At 57.7% G+C, this 16358-nt stretch carries 17 protein-coding genes; 11 read left to right on the forward strand and 6 right to left on the reverse strand.

Annotation, left to right across the window (positions count from 1 at the left end; genetic code table 11):
• Position 1 precedes the first annotated feature (1 nt).
• Entirely contained in the window at positions 2 to 508 is a 507-nt protein-coding gene (locus tag ACIQ5B_RS00545) for a hypothetical protein (protein ID WP_397597307.1), read from the reverse strand.
• A gap of 206 nt (positions 509 to 714) precedes the next feature.
• Between ACIQ5B_RS00545 and rplU the strand changes: the two genes are divergently transcribed.
• From rplU to ACIQ5B_RS00570, 5 genes are all read left to right on the forward strand, one after another.
• Complete coding sequence (gene rplU, locus ACIQ5B_RS00550; RefSeq protein WP_183942320.1) at positions 715 to 1110, forward strand: 50S ribosomal protein L21; 396 nt, start codon at positions 715 to 717, stop codon at positions 1108 to 1110.
• A gap of 31 nt (positions 1111 to 1141) precedes the next feature.
• Positions 1142 to 1411 (forward strand): 50S ribosomal protein L27, encoded by a 270-nt coding sequence (gene rpmA / locus ACIQ5B_RS00555; RefSeq protein ID WP_395634797.1) that lies wholly within the window; start codon positions 1142 to 1144, stop codon positions 1409 to 1411.
• A gap of 196 nt (positions 1412 to 1607) precedes the next feature.
• Complete coding sequence (locus tag ACIQ5B_RS00560) at positions 1608 to 2201, forward strand: GNAT family N-acetyltransferase (RefSeq protein ID WP_397597308.1); 594 nt, start codon at positions 1608 to 1610, stop codon at positions 2199 to 2201.
• 104 nt (positions 2202 to 2305) lie between these two features.
• The gene (locus tag ACIQ5B_RS00565) at positions 2306 to 3325 is read left to right on the forward strand and encodes a mannose-1-phosphate guanylyltransferase (RefSeq protein ID WP_397597309.1); all 1020 of its coding nucleotides are present in this window, start codon (positions 2306 to 2308) and stop codon (positions 3323 to 3325) included.
• Between the two features lie 160 nt (positions 3326 to 3485).
• A complete protein-coding gene (locus ACIQ5B_RS00570) occupies positions 3486 to 4118 on the forward strand; it encodes a TetR/AcrR family transcriptional regulator (RefSeq protein WP_397597310.1) in 633 nt (210 codons plus the stop codon).
• On the opposite strand, the gene ACIQ5B_RS00575 is transcribed toward ACIQ5B_RS00570, so the two are convergent.
• The 3 genes from ACIQ5B_RS00575 to panC all read right to left on the reverse strand — a co-directional run bounded on the left by ACIQ5B_RS00575 (position 4115) and on the right by panC (position 6520).
• Positions 4115 to 5098, reverse strand: coding sequence for an NAD-dependent epimerase/dehydratase family protein (locus ACIQ5B_RS00575; RefSeq protein WP_397597311.1), 984 nt, complete (start codon positions 5096 to 5098; stop codon positions 4115 to 4117). The genes ACIQ5B_RS00570 and ACIQ5B_RS00575 overlap by 4 nt on opposite strands.
• Before the next feature lie 172 nt (positions 5099 to 5270).
• On the reverse strand, positions 5271 to 5570 hold the full coding sequence (locus ACIQ5B_RS00580; protein WP_397597312.1) for a hypothetical protein: 300 nt from the start codon (positions 5568 to 5570) through the stop codon (positions 5271 to 5273).
• A 110-nt stretch (positions 5571 to 5680) separates the two neighbouring features.
• Positions 5681 to 6520 carry a pantoate--beta-alanine ligase gene (panC, locus tag ACIQ5B_RS00585; protein ID WP_397597313.1) on the reverse strand — a complete coding sequence of 280 codons (840 nt, stop codon included), beginning with the start codon at positions 6518 to 6520 and terminating at the stop codon, positions 5681 to 5683.
• Between the two features lie 112 nt (positions 6521 to 6632).
• Here panC and ACIQ5B_RS00590 point away from each other — a divergent pair, with 112 nt between their 5' ends.
• The 4 genes from ACIQ5B_RS00590 to ACIQ5B_RS00605 are packed head-to-tail and all read left to right on the forward strand — an operon-like array spanning position 6633 to position 11770.
• Positions 6633 to 7415 (forward strand): division plane positioning ATPase MipZ, encoded by a 783-nt coding sequence (locus tag ACIQ5B_RS00590; protein ID WP_397597314.1) that lies wholly within the window; start codon positions 6633 to 6635, stop codon positions 7413 to 7415.
• On the forward strand, positions 7415 to 7828 hold the full coding sequence (locus ACIQ5B_RS00595; protein ID WP_397597315.1) for a hypothetical protein: 414 nt from the start codon (positions 7415 to 7417) through the stop codon (positions 7826 to 7828). Before ACIQ5B_RS00590 ends, ACIQ5B_RS00595 begins: the two co-directional genes overlap by 1 nt.
• Positions 7829 to 7879: 51 nt before the next feature.
• Positions 7880 to 9265 carry a phosphoglucomutase/phosphomannomutase PgmG gene (gene pgmG, locus ACIQ5B_RS00600; protein WP_397597316.1) on the forward strand — a complete coding sequence of 462 codons (1386 nt, stop codon included), beginning with the start codon at positions 7880 to 7882 and terminating at the stop codon, positions 9263 to 9265.
• A 6-nt stretch (positions 9266 to 9271) separates the two neighbouring features.
• Positions 9272 to 11770 carry a ligase-associated DNA damage response DEXH box helicase gene (locus tag ACIQ5B_RS00605; RefSeq protein ID WP_397597317.1) on the forward strand — a complete coding sequence of 833 codons (2499 nt, stop codon included), beginning with the start codon at positions 9272 to 9274 and terminating at the stop codon, positions 11768 to 11770.
• Between the two features lie 98 nt (positions 11771 to 11868).
• On the opposite strand, the gene ACIQ5B_RS00610 is transcribed toward ACIQ5B_RS00605, so the two are convergent.
• Positions 11869 to 13785: a prolyl oligopeptidase family serine peptidase gene (locus tag ACIQ5B_RS00610; RefSeq protein WP_397597318.1), complete on the reverse strand. Its 1917-nt coding sequence runs from the start codon at positions 13783 to 13785 to the stop codon at positions 11869 to 11871.
• A 162-nt stretch (positions 13786 to 13947) separates the two neighbouring features.
• On the opposite strand from ACIQ5B_RS00610, the gene ACIQ5B_RS00615 reads away from it, so the two are divergent.
• Positions 13948 to 14913, forward strand: coding sequence for a retroviral-like aspartic protease family protein (locus ACIQ5B_RS00615; protein ID WP_397597319.1), 966 nt, complete (start codon positions 13948 to 13950; stop codon positions 14911 to 14913).
• 56 nt (positions 14914 to 14969) lie between these two features.
• Positions 14970 to 15665: a ligase-associated DNA damage response endonuclease PdeM gene (gene pdeM, locus ACIQ5B_RS00620; RefSeq protein ID WP_397597320.1), complete on the forward strand. Its 696-nt coding sequence runs from the start codon at positions 14970 to 14972 to the stop codon at positions 15663 to 15665.
• Here pdeM and ACIQ5B_RS00625 read toward each other — a convergent pair.
• Positions 15636 to 16322 carry a YggS family pyridoxal phosphate-dependent enzyme gene (locus ACIQ5B_RS00625; RefSeq protein WP_397597321.1) on the reverse strand — a complete coding sequence of 229 codons (687 nt, stop codon included), beginning with the start codon at positions 16320 to 16322 and terminating at the stop codon, positions 15636 to 15638. The genes pdeM and ACIQ5B_RS00625 overlap by 30 nt on opposite strands.
• Positions 16323 to 16358: the final 36 nt, after the last annotated feature.

A 16358-nucleotide genomic window follows, 5' to 3' on the forward strand; every position in this document is an offset into this window, starting at 1 on the left:
GCTATTCCCCGATCAGGCGGGAAAGCCGGCGGATTTCATCATTTTGCGCAGCGACATCATCAACCACCGGTTTTTGCGCATCGGTCAGCAGTGCCGCCAGCCCCGAATCACCCGCATTGGCATCCGCAATCAAACCATCGAACGCGCGCACGACCGCGACCGAATCATCACGTATTTTATCGAGCCGCGACAATATAACATGCACATTAACCCAGCCTTCAGTGCCGGGGGCGCTTCCCGCTGCACGTGCGGCCACAGAGCGGACAGCATCAAGGCGTTCGAGATAGGCCGCGTGCGCGACCTGATGCCGCGCAAGCAACGCATCGACCTGCGCCTTGAGCTCCACGGGCATGGAAACCGGCGCTGATGGCGGTGTTATGGGCGCGGTTATGGCGTCATTGTTCTCGTACGCGCGCCGCTCAAGCGAGGGAAACTGACCGTCGATACTGCCGCATGATGCGAGCAGAATGAGGGGCATCAGGCGAAGCATTGGCTTGATAATCGACATATGGGGTGTCTAAACCTGCGGCCACGCCCATGCAAGGGCCGCGCAATAGCGCTTACTGGCGGGCAAAAGGCGTTGACAGGATGAAATCCTTGGACTAGCTGCGCCCCTTCTTGCGTGACCTCCCAAGATTCGTCTTTTGGAGTAACGCGTTTGAGCAACCGCGCTTCAAAAGGGCGCTAAGCTGTAGAAACGGATGAGTTATAGCCATGTTCGCAATCGTGCGCACAGGCGGCAAGCAGTATCGCGTAGCCGCCGGAGACAAAATCGCAGTTGAAAAACTGTCTGGTGAAGCGGGTGACAAGATCTCGCTTGGTGACGTTCTGTTGGCCGGTGACGGCGACACAGTGCAGGACGTAAACGGCCTGACCGTTTCTGCCGAAATCATTGCGCAAGAGCGCGGCGAAAAGGTGATCGTTTTCAAAAAGCGTCGTCGCCACAATTATCGTCGTAAGCAGGGCCATCGTCAGTCTTTGACGCTGCTGCGCATCCTCGCCGTCGGCAAGGAAGAGAAGAAGGCTGCTGCGCCGAAAGCCGAAAAGGCCGAAGCCGCGCCAAAGAAAGCCGCTGCGCCCAAAAAGGCTGCAGCCTCAAAGGAAGCTTGAGCGGCAACGCTCTGACTTAGGAGTTTAGACCATGGCACATAAAAAAGCAGGTGGTTCGTCACGCAACGGTCGCGATTCAGCCGGCCGTCGCCTGGGCGTTAAGAAATTCGGTGGCGAAAGCGTCATCGGTGGCAACATTATCGTCCGTCAGCGCGGCACCAAGGTATATCCTGGCGCAGGCGTTGGCCTTGGCAAGGACCACACTTTGTTCGCGCTCGTCGCGGGCCGTGTGCGTTTCCACGCTGGCAAACTTGGCCGCAAATATGTGTCGGTCGACATGGCGGCTGCGGCGGCCGAATAAACAGGACAATCGATACCGGGTTGTCCAGACGGATGACCCGGAAATCGCATCAGGTGGTTTCCACCTTTGAACAGGGAGACGGGTCAACCGGTCTCCCTTTCTTTTTGTCTATTCTCCCTGTTCTCATCCTCCTGCGGAGGAACTGTAACACCGCTGTCGCTTTATCATGCAAAGGGCGGCACAGAACCGGAGAGAAATGATGTTCGCGAGAACCGAAAGATTGTTATTAAGGCCCAGCTGGCCCGAAGATGCCGCCGAACTTCATCAGGCTATCGCCGATGAAGGCATTGTCCGCAATCTCGCCCGCGCGCCGTGGCCCTACACTACCGAGGATGCCGTCCGCTTCGCAACGCAGGAGCATGACGTGCACTTCCCTTCCTTTTTGATGATGCTGCGCACCAATGGCGCGCCGCGCCTGATTGGTGCGTGCGGCATTGGCAAGTTCAACAATGACGCTGAACTCGGCTATTGGATTGGCCGGCCATATTGGGGATTGGGCTTCGCCACCGAGGCCAGCCGTGCCGTCGTTGAGATAGCAAAGGCCATCGGCCACAAGAAATTGGTCGCGAGCCACTTCACCGACAACCCCGCGTCGGGCAATGTTTTGCGCAAGCTTGGTTTTCAAAGCACCGGCAAGACGGCACTACGCCACAGCAATGGCCGCGGCATTGCCACAACATGCGCGCTGTATGAACGATCGCTTGAGGACGCTGTCACCGACGATGGAGATATGCGAAGCGCACGCCCCCTCGGCATACGCGAATATATGGATCGCCTGCAGGCGGCGTGAGCCGATAGAAATGCATTTTTATATTTGACGGAATGTGGGGCTTCGGCGACATCGAGGCGCTACGTAGCTTTGCCATTGGAGGATCGGTTGTGCGCATAACTCCTGTGATTTTATCTGGTGGCGGTGGAACTCGGCTGTGGCCAATGTCCACGCCGCAAATGCCCAAGCAGTTTCTGGCATTGACGGGTGCGCGCACAATGTTCCAACTGACAGTCTTGCGCGTGATGGACAGGAAGCAGTTTGCCGCACCCACCATCGTAGCGAACGCCGCGCATGCTGAAATGGTTACCGAGCAGCTGGCTGAAATCGGCGTTGCCGACGCAATCATTTTACTTGAACCTTGCGCGCGGAACACTGCGCCCGCAATTGCGTTGGCGGCTCTTGCGGGAGATGCGCCCGACACCATCATGCTGGTAATGCCAAGCGACCATGTCATTAAGGATGAGGCTGCGTTTCACGCGGCGACGGACGCCCTTTTGCCCAAGGTACAAGATGGATGGATGGCCACATATGGTATCAATCCGACGGGTCCGGAGACAGGATATGGCTATATCCAAATGGGATCGCAGATTGAAAGCAATGTCCATGAAGTGAAACGCTTTGTGGAAAAGCCCGACGCCGCCACCGCTATGGCGATGATCGACGGCGGCGACCATGTTTGGAATAGCGGCATATTCCTGTTTCGTGCCGAAACTTATTTGGACGCCGTTGCAGAATTTGCGCCCGGGATGGGCGCGGCCACCCGCCTCGCCATGTCCAAGGCTGAACGCAGCGGCAATGAATTACGCCCCGACCATGAAAGCTTTGCCGCCTGTCCGGCCGATAGCATCGATTATGCCATTATGGAAAAGGCAGCCAAGGTTGCAGTCGCGCCCGTTGGCATGGGTTGGTCCGACGTCGGCAGCTGGGATGCGTTGCATGAAATCGGCAGCAAAGATGTGAACGGAAATGTATCATCGGGCGCCGTTCGCATAGACAACAGCCATGGTAACCTCATCCACGCCAACGGCATTCGCGTTTCGGTGCACGGCGTTGATGATTTACTGATCATCGCAAATGGCAGTGAAGTGATGATCCTGCCACGCGGGGCAAGCCAGAAAGTTCGGGATTTTGCAAAGGACTGAAGGTTGCGGGGCGTGCCTCGCCTTGTGCGCGAAGGTGAAATATATGCAACGCCTGAATTTATAGTTACTGCGGGACGTTAGGGTCAGGACCTATTCAATGCTATTGGACAAGCATCGCAATTGTCCTAACGTCGTCAATCAAACTGACACACAGGCATCCATGACCACACAGGCTTCAAAAATTGTACAACTGAATGATCCCGGCATGCCGCGCCGATTAAGCCCCGAGGCCAGCCGCTTGGCGGCGCTTGAGGCCGCGCGTGACCTGTTGCTTGAATCGGGTCCGCAGGCCGTTACTCTTAAGGCCGTCGCGGGGCGCATTGGCCGCACGCATGCCAATTTGCTGCATCATTTCGGCTCAGCCTCCGGGCTTCAGCGCGAACTTGCCGGCTATATGGGCGACAGAATCTGCAGCAAAATCGGTGCAGCGGTTGTCCAAATGCGCGGCGGAGTGGTGACGCCGCACGAGCTGGCTGACTTAATATTTGACCAGTTCGATCGGGAGGGTGCGGGCGCGCTTGCGTCGTGGATGCTATTGTCGGGCAATGAAGATGCGCTCGACCCGATTATCGAGGCGATCCATAGACTGGTCGATGAAATCAGCGAGGATGGACAGGACGACACCTCGCTGCATGAACTCACGCTTGAGATGGTGCTGATGGCGTTGGGCGACGCATTATTGGGCGGCCCGATGTCGGCGTCGCTCGGCCTGCCGCGGGAGACGGGTCGGCAAATTGCCGGCCGCAAATTGGCGGCTTCTTTCGATGAATGGCAGTCCCAGATTAAGGGCTAGGGCGTGACGCGGTAATATTCGCGGTACCATGCGGCAAATTTTTCGAGACCTTCGGCCAACATCACTTTGGGCTTATAGCCCGTCAGCGCATGCAGCTTTGACACATCGGCATAGGTGGCGGTCACATCGCCCGGCTGCATGGGCCGCATGATTTTGATGGCTTTATGCCCAATGGCTTTTTCAAGCGTTTCGATCATGTCCATCAGGCCAACCGGATGGCTATCACCAATGTTGAGCACGCGGTGTTCGCCGCGCGCGGGCGGGTTGTCGAGCGCGCCGATGACTCCGTCGACGATATCATCAATATAGGTGAAATCACGCGCCATTTTCCCGTCGCCATAGACTTCAATGGCCTCGCCTTTGAGGATTTTCTGCGTGAAGCTGAAATAGGCCATGTCGGGGCGTCCCCACGGGCCATAAACCGTAAAGAACCGCAAACCCGTTTGGGGAAAGCCGTATAGGCTGGCGCAGGACTGGCTCATTAGTTCGCACGCGCGCTTGGTCGCCGCGTAAAGTGACACGGGATCGATGGCTGGCTCATCTTCCTTGAACCCCTCGCCACCCATCGGCTTGTCGCCGTAGACTGAGCTGGAGGAGGCATAGACCAGATGCTCGAAACCCTCCGCTTGGCGACACGCCTCCATCACCGAGAGATGGCCCGCCAGATTTGAACGTTCATATGCGAAGGGATTTTCAATACTGTACCGCACGCCCGCCTGCGCCGCCAAATGGACCACGCGCACGATATCATTGTCGCGGACGAGCGCCGCCATTTTTGCGGCGTCGGCAATGTCGATGCGTTCAAATGCGAAGCTATTGATGCCAGCAAAAGTCGCGAGGCGCGCTTCCTTCAGTGCGGGGTCGTAATAGTCATTGACGATGTCGACGCCAATGACGCGCTCACCGCGCGCCAGCAACCGATGCGCCACGGCATGGCCAATGAAGCCGGCTGCGCCTGTTACGAGTATCGGTGCAGGCATTTCAAAAAACGTCCTTATGCATCAACGCAAATGAGCGGGCATAAAAAGCACACAGCTTTTCGCCCCATGCCGAACGCCTTAACACCGAACGGTGTGGAAGCAACATTGGTGACGTCAACGATGTCGCTTAGAGAATAATGGCTTGAAATATAGTTCTTGTCAGTCGCGCAAGTCAGGCGGCGCGGCGTTGCTCCGCTGCCTGTAGCCATGCACGTGCCTGGCGCTGTGCCTCTGCGATTTCGCGCGCAGTCATCTCGTCGGAGATATCCGCGCGGCACATCGTTGCCTCTTCACTGCCATTCAACGCCGCGAGATTGAACCATTTGTGCGCCTCAATCAAGTCCACTTCGACTCCGCCGCTTCCGGTCGAATAGGCCATGCCCAAGTCATATAATGCGTCCGCGTCGCCGCGTGCCGCATCGGCCCAGCGGCTTTCCATCAAGAAATTCGCGCTTTTGAAACTGTTACCCATGATTACTGTCCCCACATCCACTATGTGCGGTCAATTTCATCAAACATGGATAACAAATGGTTAACGCAAAACGTGAAAACCGCATTCGGATTGGAAGGTAAAATGTGCGCCTATAGCGGACAGTTATCCAGCAGGCGCGTCTTGCCGATCTTGGCCGCCACCAACAACCGCGCCTCTCGGCCGTCAACGGCGTTCAGTTCCTCAAGTGTCACCGCGTCGGCGAGCGCGAAATAGTCCACCGCATCAAAACCGCCCGCCAATATGTTTGCAGTCGCGGCGGCAAGCGTGTCGGCCACGGCTTTGCCGCCACGAATATCGCGCGCGGCGTCTTCCAATGCCCTTGGCAAGGCCAATGCCGCCGCCCTTTGTTCGGGCGTCAGATATGCGTTGCGCGACGATAGTGCGAGGCCGTCTGCGTCACGCACGATCGGCACACCCAATATCTCCAGATCGAAATCGAGATCGCGGACCATTTGGCGAATGACCGCGAGTTGCTGAAAATCCTTTTCGCCAAAGAGCGCGATATCGGGCTGAACCTGATTGAACAATTTGGCGACAACAAGCGCGACACCGTCAAAATGCCCGGGGCGTGCACCGCCGCAATATCCGCGGCTTGGGCCATCGACATGCACCTTTGTCACAAAGCCCTGCGGATAGACAGTCGCTGCGGTGGGTGCCCATAAGATGTCCACACCCGAGGCACGCAACAGTTCTGAATCACGTTCGAACGTACGCGGATAGGCGTCGAGGTCTTCATTCGCGCCGAATTGGGTCGGGTTTACAAATATAGACACCACCACCGCGTCGGCATGGCGCCGCGCATTGTCGACCAATGCCATATGCCCGTCATGTAATGCCCCCATGGTCGGGACGAGCGCAATGCGCGCGCCCTCTTTTCGCAAGAGGGACACATTGTGCCGTAATGAAGCAAGTTGATTGATGATTTGCACGTGTCGGCGGCCTTGTTTAATGGCTTTAAGTGAACCCGCCTATGCGGGACGGCGTGGCGACATTTCAAGGCAAATGTCGGGCGCAAGATATTTAGGACAGATCCGGGGGAATATGGCCAAGGCACATCACATTGTTTTCGCTAATGAAAAGGGCGGAACGGGTAAGTCGACGACGGCGGTGCATGTCGCCATTGCCCTGGCAGCGCGCGGCGCGCGGGTGGCCTGTATTGACCTTGATTCACGCCAGCGGACATTATTTCGTTACCTTGAGAACCGGCGCGACACGATTGCGCGGCGTCGCATCAGCCTGCCCATGCCCGTGTTTGAAGTTTTTGAGCATGATTCGCAGGCGACACTTGACCGGCAAGTCGAACGACTGGGCGCCGAGAATGATTTTCTGATCTTTGACACGCCCGGCCGCGATGACAAATATGCCCGCCTCGTCGCCACACGCGCAAATACCCTGGTGACGCCGATCAATGACAGCTTTGTAGACTTTGACCTCATCGGCCAAGTCGATGCTGAAAATTTCAAAGTGCGCAAATTGAGCTTCTATGCCGAGCTCATCTGGGAGGCGCGCAAGGAGCGGGCCAAGACCGACGGTGTTACGATCGACTGGATAGTTGTGCGCAACCGGCTGCACAATATGGAGGCGCGCAACCAGCAGCGCATGACCAATGCGATTGCCGAATTGTCGAAGCGTGTGGGTTTCCGGTCGGTGCCGGGCTTGAACGAGCGCGTCATTTATCGTGAGCTTTTCCCGTCGGGACTGACGCTGATCGACAAGGGCCATTTGGGGCAGCTTGCGACGGCGCATATCGCCGCACGTCAGGAATTGCGCGAACTTGTCACAGGTCTCGCACTTCCCGATCTGCAGGGTTCCCTGCTCGTTTAATGGCTTTTTTTGGGCTCCTGATTATCGCGGCGCTGGGTTGGGCGCTGTGGAAGAAAAAGCTGCAATCGCAACAGATCCCGCCGATATTGCTGGGGATTGGCGGCGCCTTTTTGGCCGCGCGCGGGAGCCTACTGCTCGGGCTCGGCGCAATTGCGATTGCCGCGGCGTGGTATCGCGGGATGACGTGGCGGCTGTTTAGGAAGGGCGTGAAAGACAATGACGCGGCAGCGCTTGATGCGGCCCGTGTTCTGCTGGGCGTTTCACGGTTCGATACTGCGGAACGCATTCGCGAGCGGCATCGCACCTTGATTGCGCAAAACCATCCTGATGCAGGCGGCAGCGATGCACAGGCCGCCGCGCTGAACAAGGCGCGTGATCTTTTGTTGGATGACTTGAACAAGAAAAGACTGTAATTAGTAAGCTATAGCATAATTATAAGATTATCTCCCAAAAACAGGCGCTCCATGGCACATAATTTCCACCCGACATCTCTGCGTGAATATGACATTCGCGGGATTATTGGTGAAACGCTTGGTGCGGATGACGCCTACGCCATTGGTCGTGGCTTCGGCACCTGCCTGGTCCGTGCCGGCGGTAAAAAGGCCGCGGTAGGTTATGATGGCCGCGTCAGCTCGCCCATGCTCGAAGAAGCGCTGGTGAAGGGATTGAACGACAGCGGTGTGGACGTTGTGCGTATCGGCATGAGTCCAACGCCCATGCTATATTATGCCGAAGCCGTTCTGGACAATGTAGACGGCGGCATTGAAATAACCGGCAGTCATAATCCAGCCAATTATAATGGCTTCAAAATGGTCCTCATGGGGAAACCGTTTTTCGGCGCGGATATCCAAAAGCTGGGCAGCATGGCGGCGGCAGGGGAGTGGTCCGACGGTGAGGGTACTTCCGAGCATTTGGATATCCTTGACCAATATGTCGCCCGCGTTGCCGAAGCGGCGCCGCGAAAGGCATTTCGCATCGGGTGGGACGCAGGCAACGGGGCGGCGGGACCGGCAATTGAAAAGCTGGTTAAGATGTTACCCGGTGAGCACCATCTTTTGTTTGTGGATGTGGATGGCCAGTTTCCCAATCATCATCCCGATCCCACCGACCCCGTAAATCTGGTCGATCTGCAAAAGCTTGTCGCGGAAAAGCAGCTCGATTTCGGAGTGGCTTTTGACGGCGATGGCGACCGCATCGGCGCCATTGACGGCGAAGGGCGCGTTATCTGGGGCGACCAATTGCTGCAAATCTTCGCCGAAGACGTGCTGGGCGATGTCCCGGGCGCTACGATTATCGCCGATGTGAAGGCATCGCAGGCGCTATTTGACCGCGTGGAGCAACTTGGTGGGCAGCCACTGATGTGGAAAACCGGCCACAGCCTGATTAAATCCAAAATGAAGGAAACCGGATCGCCCTTGGCGGGCGAAATGAGCGGGCACATCTTCTTCAAGCATAAATATTATGGCTTTGACGACGCGATTTACGCGGCGGTGCGTTTAATGGCGGCGTCGGCCAAACTCGGCAAAAGCGTCACTGAACTGCGCGGCGATATGCCGGTCATGATCAACACCCCCGAAATGCGTTTTCAGGTCGATGAGACGCGTAAGTTCGCGGTGATCGACGAAGTTCTCGCGCGGCTTTCGGCAGACGGCGCCGACGTCAACAACACCGACGGCGCGCGCGTGAACACGCCCGATGGCTGGTGGTTGCTGCGCGCATCCAACACGCAGGATGTATTGGTCGCGCGTGCCGAAGCGTCAAGCGAAGAAGGCCTCGACCGATTGATGGCGCAGATTGATGCACAATTGGCGGCATCGGGACTGGAACGCGGAGAGCAAGCAGGGCATTAAGCTCTGGTGACATTACCTTCCATCATCCTCGACTGGTTCGCCGCACGCGAATGGACGCCGCGGCGGCATCAGTTGGAGATGCTGGAGGCCGCTGTCGAAGGGCGGCATGCGTTGCTCGTCGCCGCGACGGGTGCGGGCAAGACGCTGGCTGGATTTTTGCCGACATTGGCCGAATTAGTTGAAGACATGCGTTCCCCGGCGCAGGCCGGGGTCCAGACATTATCAAACGGCTCTTCAGTGGGGACTGGATCCCAGCCTGCGCTGGGAAACACGTTAACGCCAGTCAGCGGCCTGCACACGCTCTACATCTCCCCGCTCAAGGCGCTTGCGGTCGACGTCCGGCGCAATTTACTGATGCCCATCGAGGAGATGGGCCTACCCATCCGCGTCGAGGCACGCACGGGCGATACGCCGTCGGACCGCAAGGCGCGGCAGCGGGTAAAGCCGCCGCATATATTGCTGACTACGCCCGAATCATTGTCGCTGCTGCTCAGCCACGAAGACAGCGTGCATATGTTCTCGACGCTCAAGCGCGTCATCATCGATGAAGTGCATGCCTTCGCCAATGGCAAGCGCGGCGACTTGCTCAGCCTGTCGCTTGCACGCCTGCAAACCCTCGCACCCGATCTGCAACGCGTTGCCCTCTCCGCCACCGTCGCCGACCCCGATGACTATCGCGCCTGGCTCGCGCCCCACGGCGACATCGACCAAGTGCGCTTGGTCGAAGGCGAGGCGGCGGCACAGCCAGACCTAAACATCCTACTCCCCGAAGGCCGCGTGCCGTGGGCGGGGCACAGCGGTCAGCATGCGATACCGCAGTTGATCGAGGAAATTGGCCGCAACAAAATCACGCTGATATTTTGCAACACGCGCTTCCTCGCCGAGTTCATTTTCCAGAAATTGTGGGACGCGAATGAGCCCAAATATGCCATCGGCATCCACCACGGATCGCTGTCGATTGAGGCGCGGCGCAAGGTCGAAGGCGCAATGGCCGACGGCAAGCTGCGCGCATTGGTGTGCACGGCCTCGCTCGATCTGGGTGTCGACTGGGGCGATGTCGATTGCGTCATTCAAATGGGTGCGCCCAAGGGAAGCTCGCGGCTGCTGCAACGGATTGGCCGGTCGAACCACCGGATGGACGAGCCATCCAAGGCCATCCTCGTGCCCGGCAACCGCTTTGAATATCTGGAGGCACAGGCCGCCTATGACGCGGTGGCAGAAGGGGTGCGCGATGGCGAGACCTTCCGCGCCGGAAGCTATGACGTCTTGGCGCAGCATGTCATGGGCATTGCCTGCGCGGGTCCGTTTGACGAGGAACAGTTGTTGGCGGAGGTGCAATCTGCCCTTCCTTACTCCGCGATGGATGCCGCAACCTTTGCCCGCGTCATCGCCTTTGTCGCGACAGGTGGCTATGCGTTGCGCGCCTATGACCGGTTCAAGAAACTGGTCAAAGACCCCGACGGCAGGTGGCGGCTGTCGCACCCGCAATTTGCCGCGCAGCACCGGTTTAATGCCGGCATCATTGTCGATGCGCCGATGCTCGAAATCCGTTTCCGCAATGGCCGCAAATTGGGCAAGGTGGAAGAATCCTTCGCCTCGACGCTGAGCCCGGGGAACACGTTCACCTTTGCCGGCATGGCGCTTGAAGTGGAATCCATCAAGGACCTCGACCTCATTGTCCGCGCCGCGACGAAGCCTGCGACCAATATCCCAAGCTATATGGGTGCGCGCCTGCCGCTCACCACACATCTGGCGGACAGGGTGCGGCAGATGTTGACCGATCGCGCAGGCTGGGCGCGCTTTCCCGACGAAGTGCGCGAGTGGCTGGAGATGCAGGCCTATCGCAGCCAAATGCCAAAGCCCGGCCAGCTTCTCGTCGAGACATTCCCGCACGACAAACGGCATTATATGGTGACCTATCCATTCGAAGGCTGGAACGCACACCAGTCGCTCGGCATGCTCATCACCCGCCGCATGGAAAGTCGTGGCCTTATGCCCATGGGCTTTGTCGCCAGCGATTATGCCTTGGGGGTCTGGAGCCTGAAGCCGATCACGGACCCACGTCCGCTATTCTCCTCCGACATTTTGGCGGATGAATTCACCGAGTGGGTGGAATCGAGCTATTTATTGAAGCGCGCCTTTCGCGAGGTCGCGGTGATCAGTGGCCTTGTCGAACGGCAACATCCCGGCAAACGCAAGACCGGCAAGCAGGTCACTTTTTCCACCGACCTTATCTACGATGTGCTGCGCAAATATGAGCCCGACCATCTGCTGCTGGAGGCGGCGTGGGCCGACGCCCGAACGCGGTTGACCGACGTTGGACGGCTTGGTGACTTGTTGGACCGCGCGGCCGACACGATGCTGCATGTCGACCTTGAACGCGTCAGCCCGCTCGCCGTGCCGTTGCTGGTGATGATTGGCCGCGAGAGTGTGGCGCAGGGGTCGGTTGATGACGCGCTGTTAATGGAGGCCGAAAGCCTCGCCGGTATTGCGATGACGCCGTGAAATGAAACCGTAGCCCTGAGCCTGTCGAAGGGTAACCAGCGGACAGGCGCCCTTCGACGAAGCTCAGGGCTACGGTGATTTAGAGCCGCAGCCCCTTTTTAGTTCAGCAAATTCTGTTTCCAGAACATCAATGTCGACCAGAATTGATAGTCGACATTTTCCTTCTTCGCGAAGCCATGGCCTTCATTTTTGCCCAACAAATGCCAAGCAACGCCGCCCTTGTCGCGGATGGCTTTGACGATTTGATCTGCCTCGGATGCTGGAACGCGCGGGTCGTTCCCACCGGTGACAACAAACATCGGCTTGGTGATTTCCGCCACGCGGGTCAGTGGTGATATCTCAAGCAGCTTTGCCCGCTGAACCGGATCGCGTTCGTCGCCATATTCGACGCGGCGCAAATCGCGGCGATAGCTTTGGGTGTTTTCCAAAAATGTGACGAAGTTGGAAATGGCGACGATGCAGTTCGTCGCGCGCAATTTATCCTTAAACTGCACAGCGGCGGCATAGCACATATAGCCCCCGTAAGATCCGCCAGCGAGGCCAAAGCGGCTGGCGTCAAGCGATGGGTCTTTGGCGAGCGCACCCAGAAACGCGCCCATGTCTTTGACCGAGTCCTCACGTTTGAACGGGCCATTGTCGAGGCCGACAAATTTTTTCCCATATCCGGTTGAGCCGCGGACATTGGGGTAGAAGATGGCGACACCCATTTCGTTCAGTAGATAGTTGCTGCGCCCTTGGAAGCCGGGGCGCGATTGCCCTTCAGGACCGCCATGCACATTCATGATCATCGGCCGCTTGCCGGGGAACTTCACCGGATCGGGGCGATAGAGGAATCCGGACACGGGCAATCCGTCAAAGCTTTTGACCGTCAGCAATTCCGGCTCGACATTCTTCGACACATCCAGACCGCCCGTCTCACTTTCGGTCCAGCGGGTCACCTTCAACGTTTTTGGATCAATGCTGTACGCGTCAGCCGCGCTGCGGGCCGAGGTGAAGGTCACCCCGATTTCGCCCCATTCCGAAACTTCGATTCCGCCGATGATGCCTGCGGGTAAGCCGTCGACAACGCGGACCTTGTTGGTTTTGGGGTCAAGCAATTTCAGTTTGCTTATCCCCGCCTCGTTGGTTTCATAGACGATAAAACTGCCGTCCGGTGAAATGTCGAAGCTGTCGACATCCCATTTCTCTGCAGGACCGCGCGGCGTGAATTTTCCGGTGGCGATGTCGATGGTGCCCAGCCGCTGAAAATCCGAACCTTCGTCAGATGTAACCCACAGTGAACCATCGGGTGCGAAAGACGCACCGCCAATGGCGATATCCTTCGTATGATCGCCAATGGGGGTCATCTTGCCCGTCGCCAGATCGAGGAGCGACATGTCGACGTTGGTGACCGACAGATATTGCGCAACGACCGTGCTTTTCTTGTTGGGCGAAAACGCGCCGACGTTCCAACCGCCGCCTTTGACTTCGGCAACCATACGGCTTGTCGATGGGTCGCGCGGGTTCATCACATAGATGTCATTGTCGGTGCCGTTGCGCCGCGTCGACGTATAGGCGACCAACTCTCCATCATCGCTCCATGCGTTTATGCTGTTGCGGCTTTTGCCGTCGGTCAGCAGCGTGAGCTTGCCGTCCTTCAGCGCATAGATTTGGTAGAATTCATTGCCGCCAATATCTTTCTGCGTCAGCAATATGTCGCCGGTTTTCGGGGCCCAGCTGCCGCCGCCAACAGGCTCTGCTTCAAAGCTAATTTGCTTACGGGCCATCATCGGCCCGGCGACGCGGTGCAACTGCGCGGTATTGCCGAAACGGGTCGCGATCAGCATGGATTTGTCGGTCGGATGCCAACCGGAGAAGCTTGCCGTACGAAATTCCATATAGGGCCGGGTCTGCACGGGCAGCTCATCCGGCACGGGAGGGACGCCATCGGCGACCAGCGCGTCGGGTTTCGGCGCATCGGCAAAGGCAGGCGCCATGGGCAAAGTCAGCGCAGCAAGCAAAAGAAGTTTCTTCATATTTATCCCCTTGTCTCATTTCATGGAACGGAGGCTATCGCAAAGCTGCCGCCGCAACAAACGACTTTGTTCCCGCTTCGACAAAAGGCGGATTCGGTTCGACGGGCCATATCTTGTCGGTGTGGGCAAAGAGGCGTATTGTGGCGGCATTGGAGATTTGAAATGCAACGCAGCGCGCTTGGATTCATCGGCCTATTTTTAAGCACAACGGCAATGGCGCAGGAGCCACCTCAGCTTACGCCTGATGCGGGTTCGGATGTTGCCGCCATCACCGAACAGTTCGGCATTGACCGTAGCAATAGGATGACGGTGCAGGTGCGTGTGAACGGCAGCGACGCCGTCCCCTTCATCGTCGATACCGGCGCAGAACGGACCGTCATTGCCAATGACCTCGCGCGCAAACTGTCTCTGGAGGCAGGCCCCACGCTCACGCTCGCGACGATATCGGGACGATATCAGGTCAACAGCTTCTTCATCGACAGCATTTCCACCGCGTCGGTTAACCTGCAGGATGTGGAAGCTCCGGGCCTCGAACGTGCGAACCTCGGCGCATATGGGCTGTTGGGTATCGACAGTCTGGAGGATAATCGGGTGCATCTCGATTTCGTACAGCAGACAATGGATGTGCTGCCGTCGCGCAAAACGCGCGGCAAGACAAAGCTCGAAAATGGCATGATCGTCGTGCAGGCGCGGCGCAAAGCGGGCCGGATGATATTATCGAGCGCGCGGATTGATGGCATTAAAGTCGACATCATTCTGGATACCGGCGCGCAAAGCAGCATGGCCAATGTCGCCCTTCGCGATAAGCTGCGCCGACGGCACCGCGCCTTTGACTTTATTCCGGTGAAGATGCGCAGTGTAACAGGGACGATCCTGAACGGTGACTATACCCAAATTCGCGAAATTGAGGTCGGCGGGCTGATCATTAAAGATATGCCGATGACCTTCGCCGACAATTATGCGTTCACGGCGCTTAACCTTCAGGATCGGCCAGCGATCTTGCTCGGCATGGACGCGCTGAAACTGTTTGACCGCGTGCTGATTGATTTCAGCAACCGGCGCGTGGGTTTCGATCCACCAAAGGGCGTTTCGCTTGAGCCACGAACGCGTGTGGCCCTCGCTTTATAGGATCGTGGCCCACAACGGCTTGCGCCATTGACGGACAATCCGCATAGCCGCAGGCGATGTCGCATGCTTTTGAATTTGGGGGTCAGTCATTTGAGGTTGCCGATGAGGCCGCTTTATATTGGCCTGCCCAAAATGCATTGCTTGTGTCCGATCTGCATTTGGAAAAAGCGAGCGCGTATGCCTTAAATGGCCAGATGCTGCCGCCTTATGACAGCATTGCAACGCTTGAGGACATTGCGGCGCTCTGCACCAAATATAGGCCAACCAAAATCATATCTTTGGGCGATAACTTCCACGACGATGACGGGGAAGCCCGTCTGGCGGAATCAGCGGCGGCATTGTTGGTCGACTTGACCTGCGATACCGAATGGCTCTGGATCACAGGGAACCATGACCGCGCGGTTTCGGGCATTTGGGGCGGCAAAACGTACGACGAAATATGCCTGTCAGGCATCACATTTCGGCACGAAGCGCAACGCGGCGATCCCAATCCCGAAATATCGGGACATTTCCACCCGAAATTCCGTCAGGTCTTGCGTGGGCGCATGGTCGCGCGGCGGTGCTTTGTCAAAACTGCGCGCAAAATCATCATGCCTGCATTTGGCGCGCTCACCGGCGGACTGGATGTGCAGGACAGCGCAATTATGCGCGCCTGCGACGTGGCGGGTGACGAGACGGTTGAAGCCTTGGTCTCGACCAAGGCGGGCTATGCGCGCTTTGCCTTAAACGGGGCTGCTGCGCGCGCCAAATAAGGCTGTGCCAACGCGGACATAGGTCGCGCCCATCATGATCGCGGTGTCGAAATCTTCGGACATGCCCATGCTCAGTTGCGGCAAATCGTGGCGGGCTGCGAGCTCGGCCAGCAACGCAAAAAATGGCGCGGCCTCAATCGATGCTGGCGGTATGCACATCAGCCCCGCCAATGGAACGCCGCTGTCTTTTGCCGCCGCAATCAATGCGGGCAATTCCGAAACCGCGCAGCCACCCTTTTGCTCTTCAGCGCCGATGTTCACTTGAATGAAGCAGGGGATATGACGCCCCTGTTTTTCCATCGCCTTGCCAAGCGCCGTCACCAGCGAGAGCCGGTCAACCGAATGGATCATATCGAACAAGGCGACCGCTTCGTCCGCCTTATTGGATTGAAGCTGCCCGATCAGATGCAATTGCACGCCGGGGTGGCGCTGCTTCAACGCGGGCCATTTGGTCGCCGCTTCCTGAACGCGGTTTTCACCGAAGCGCATTTGGCCTTCGTGAATCAGCGGTTCAATATCCTCTGCGACGCGGGTTTTCGACACCGCAATCAGATGGATGTCTTCGGGCGCACGCCGGGCCATCTTGGCGGCGGCCGCCATGCGTTCACGGATTGCGGCCAAAGGACCGGCGGTTGTTTCTGGTGTCGCTTCCTGCATAGCGCGACGCTATAGGCAGAACTATGCCGCGAAGCC

This window comes from Sphingorhabdus sp., from assembly GCF_044374345.1.
GTDB lineage: Bacteria > Pseudomonadota > Alphaproteobacteria > Sphingomonadales > Sphingomonadaceae > Sphingorhabdus_B.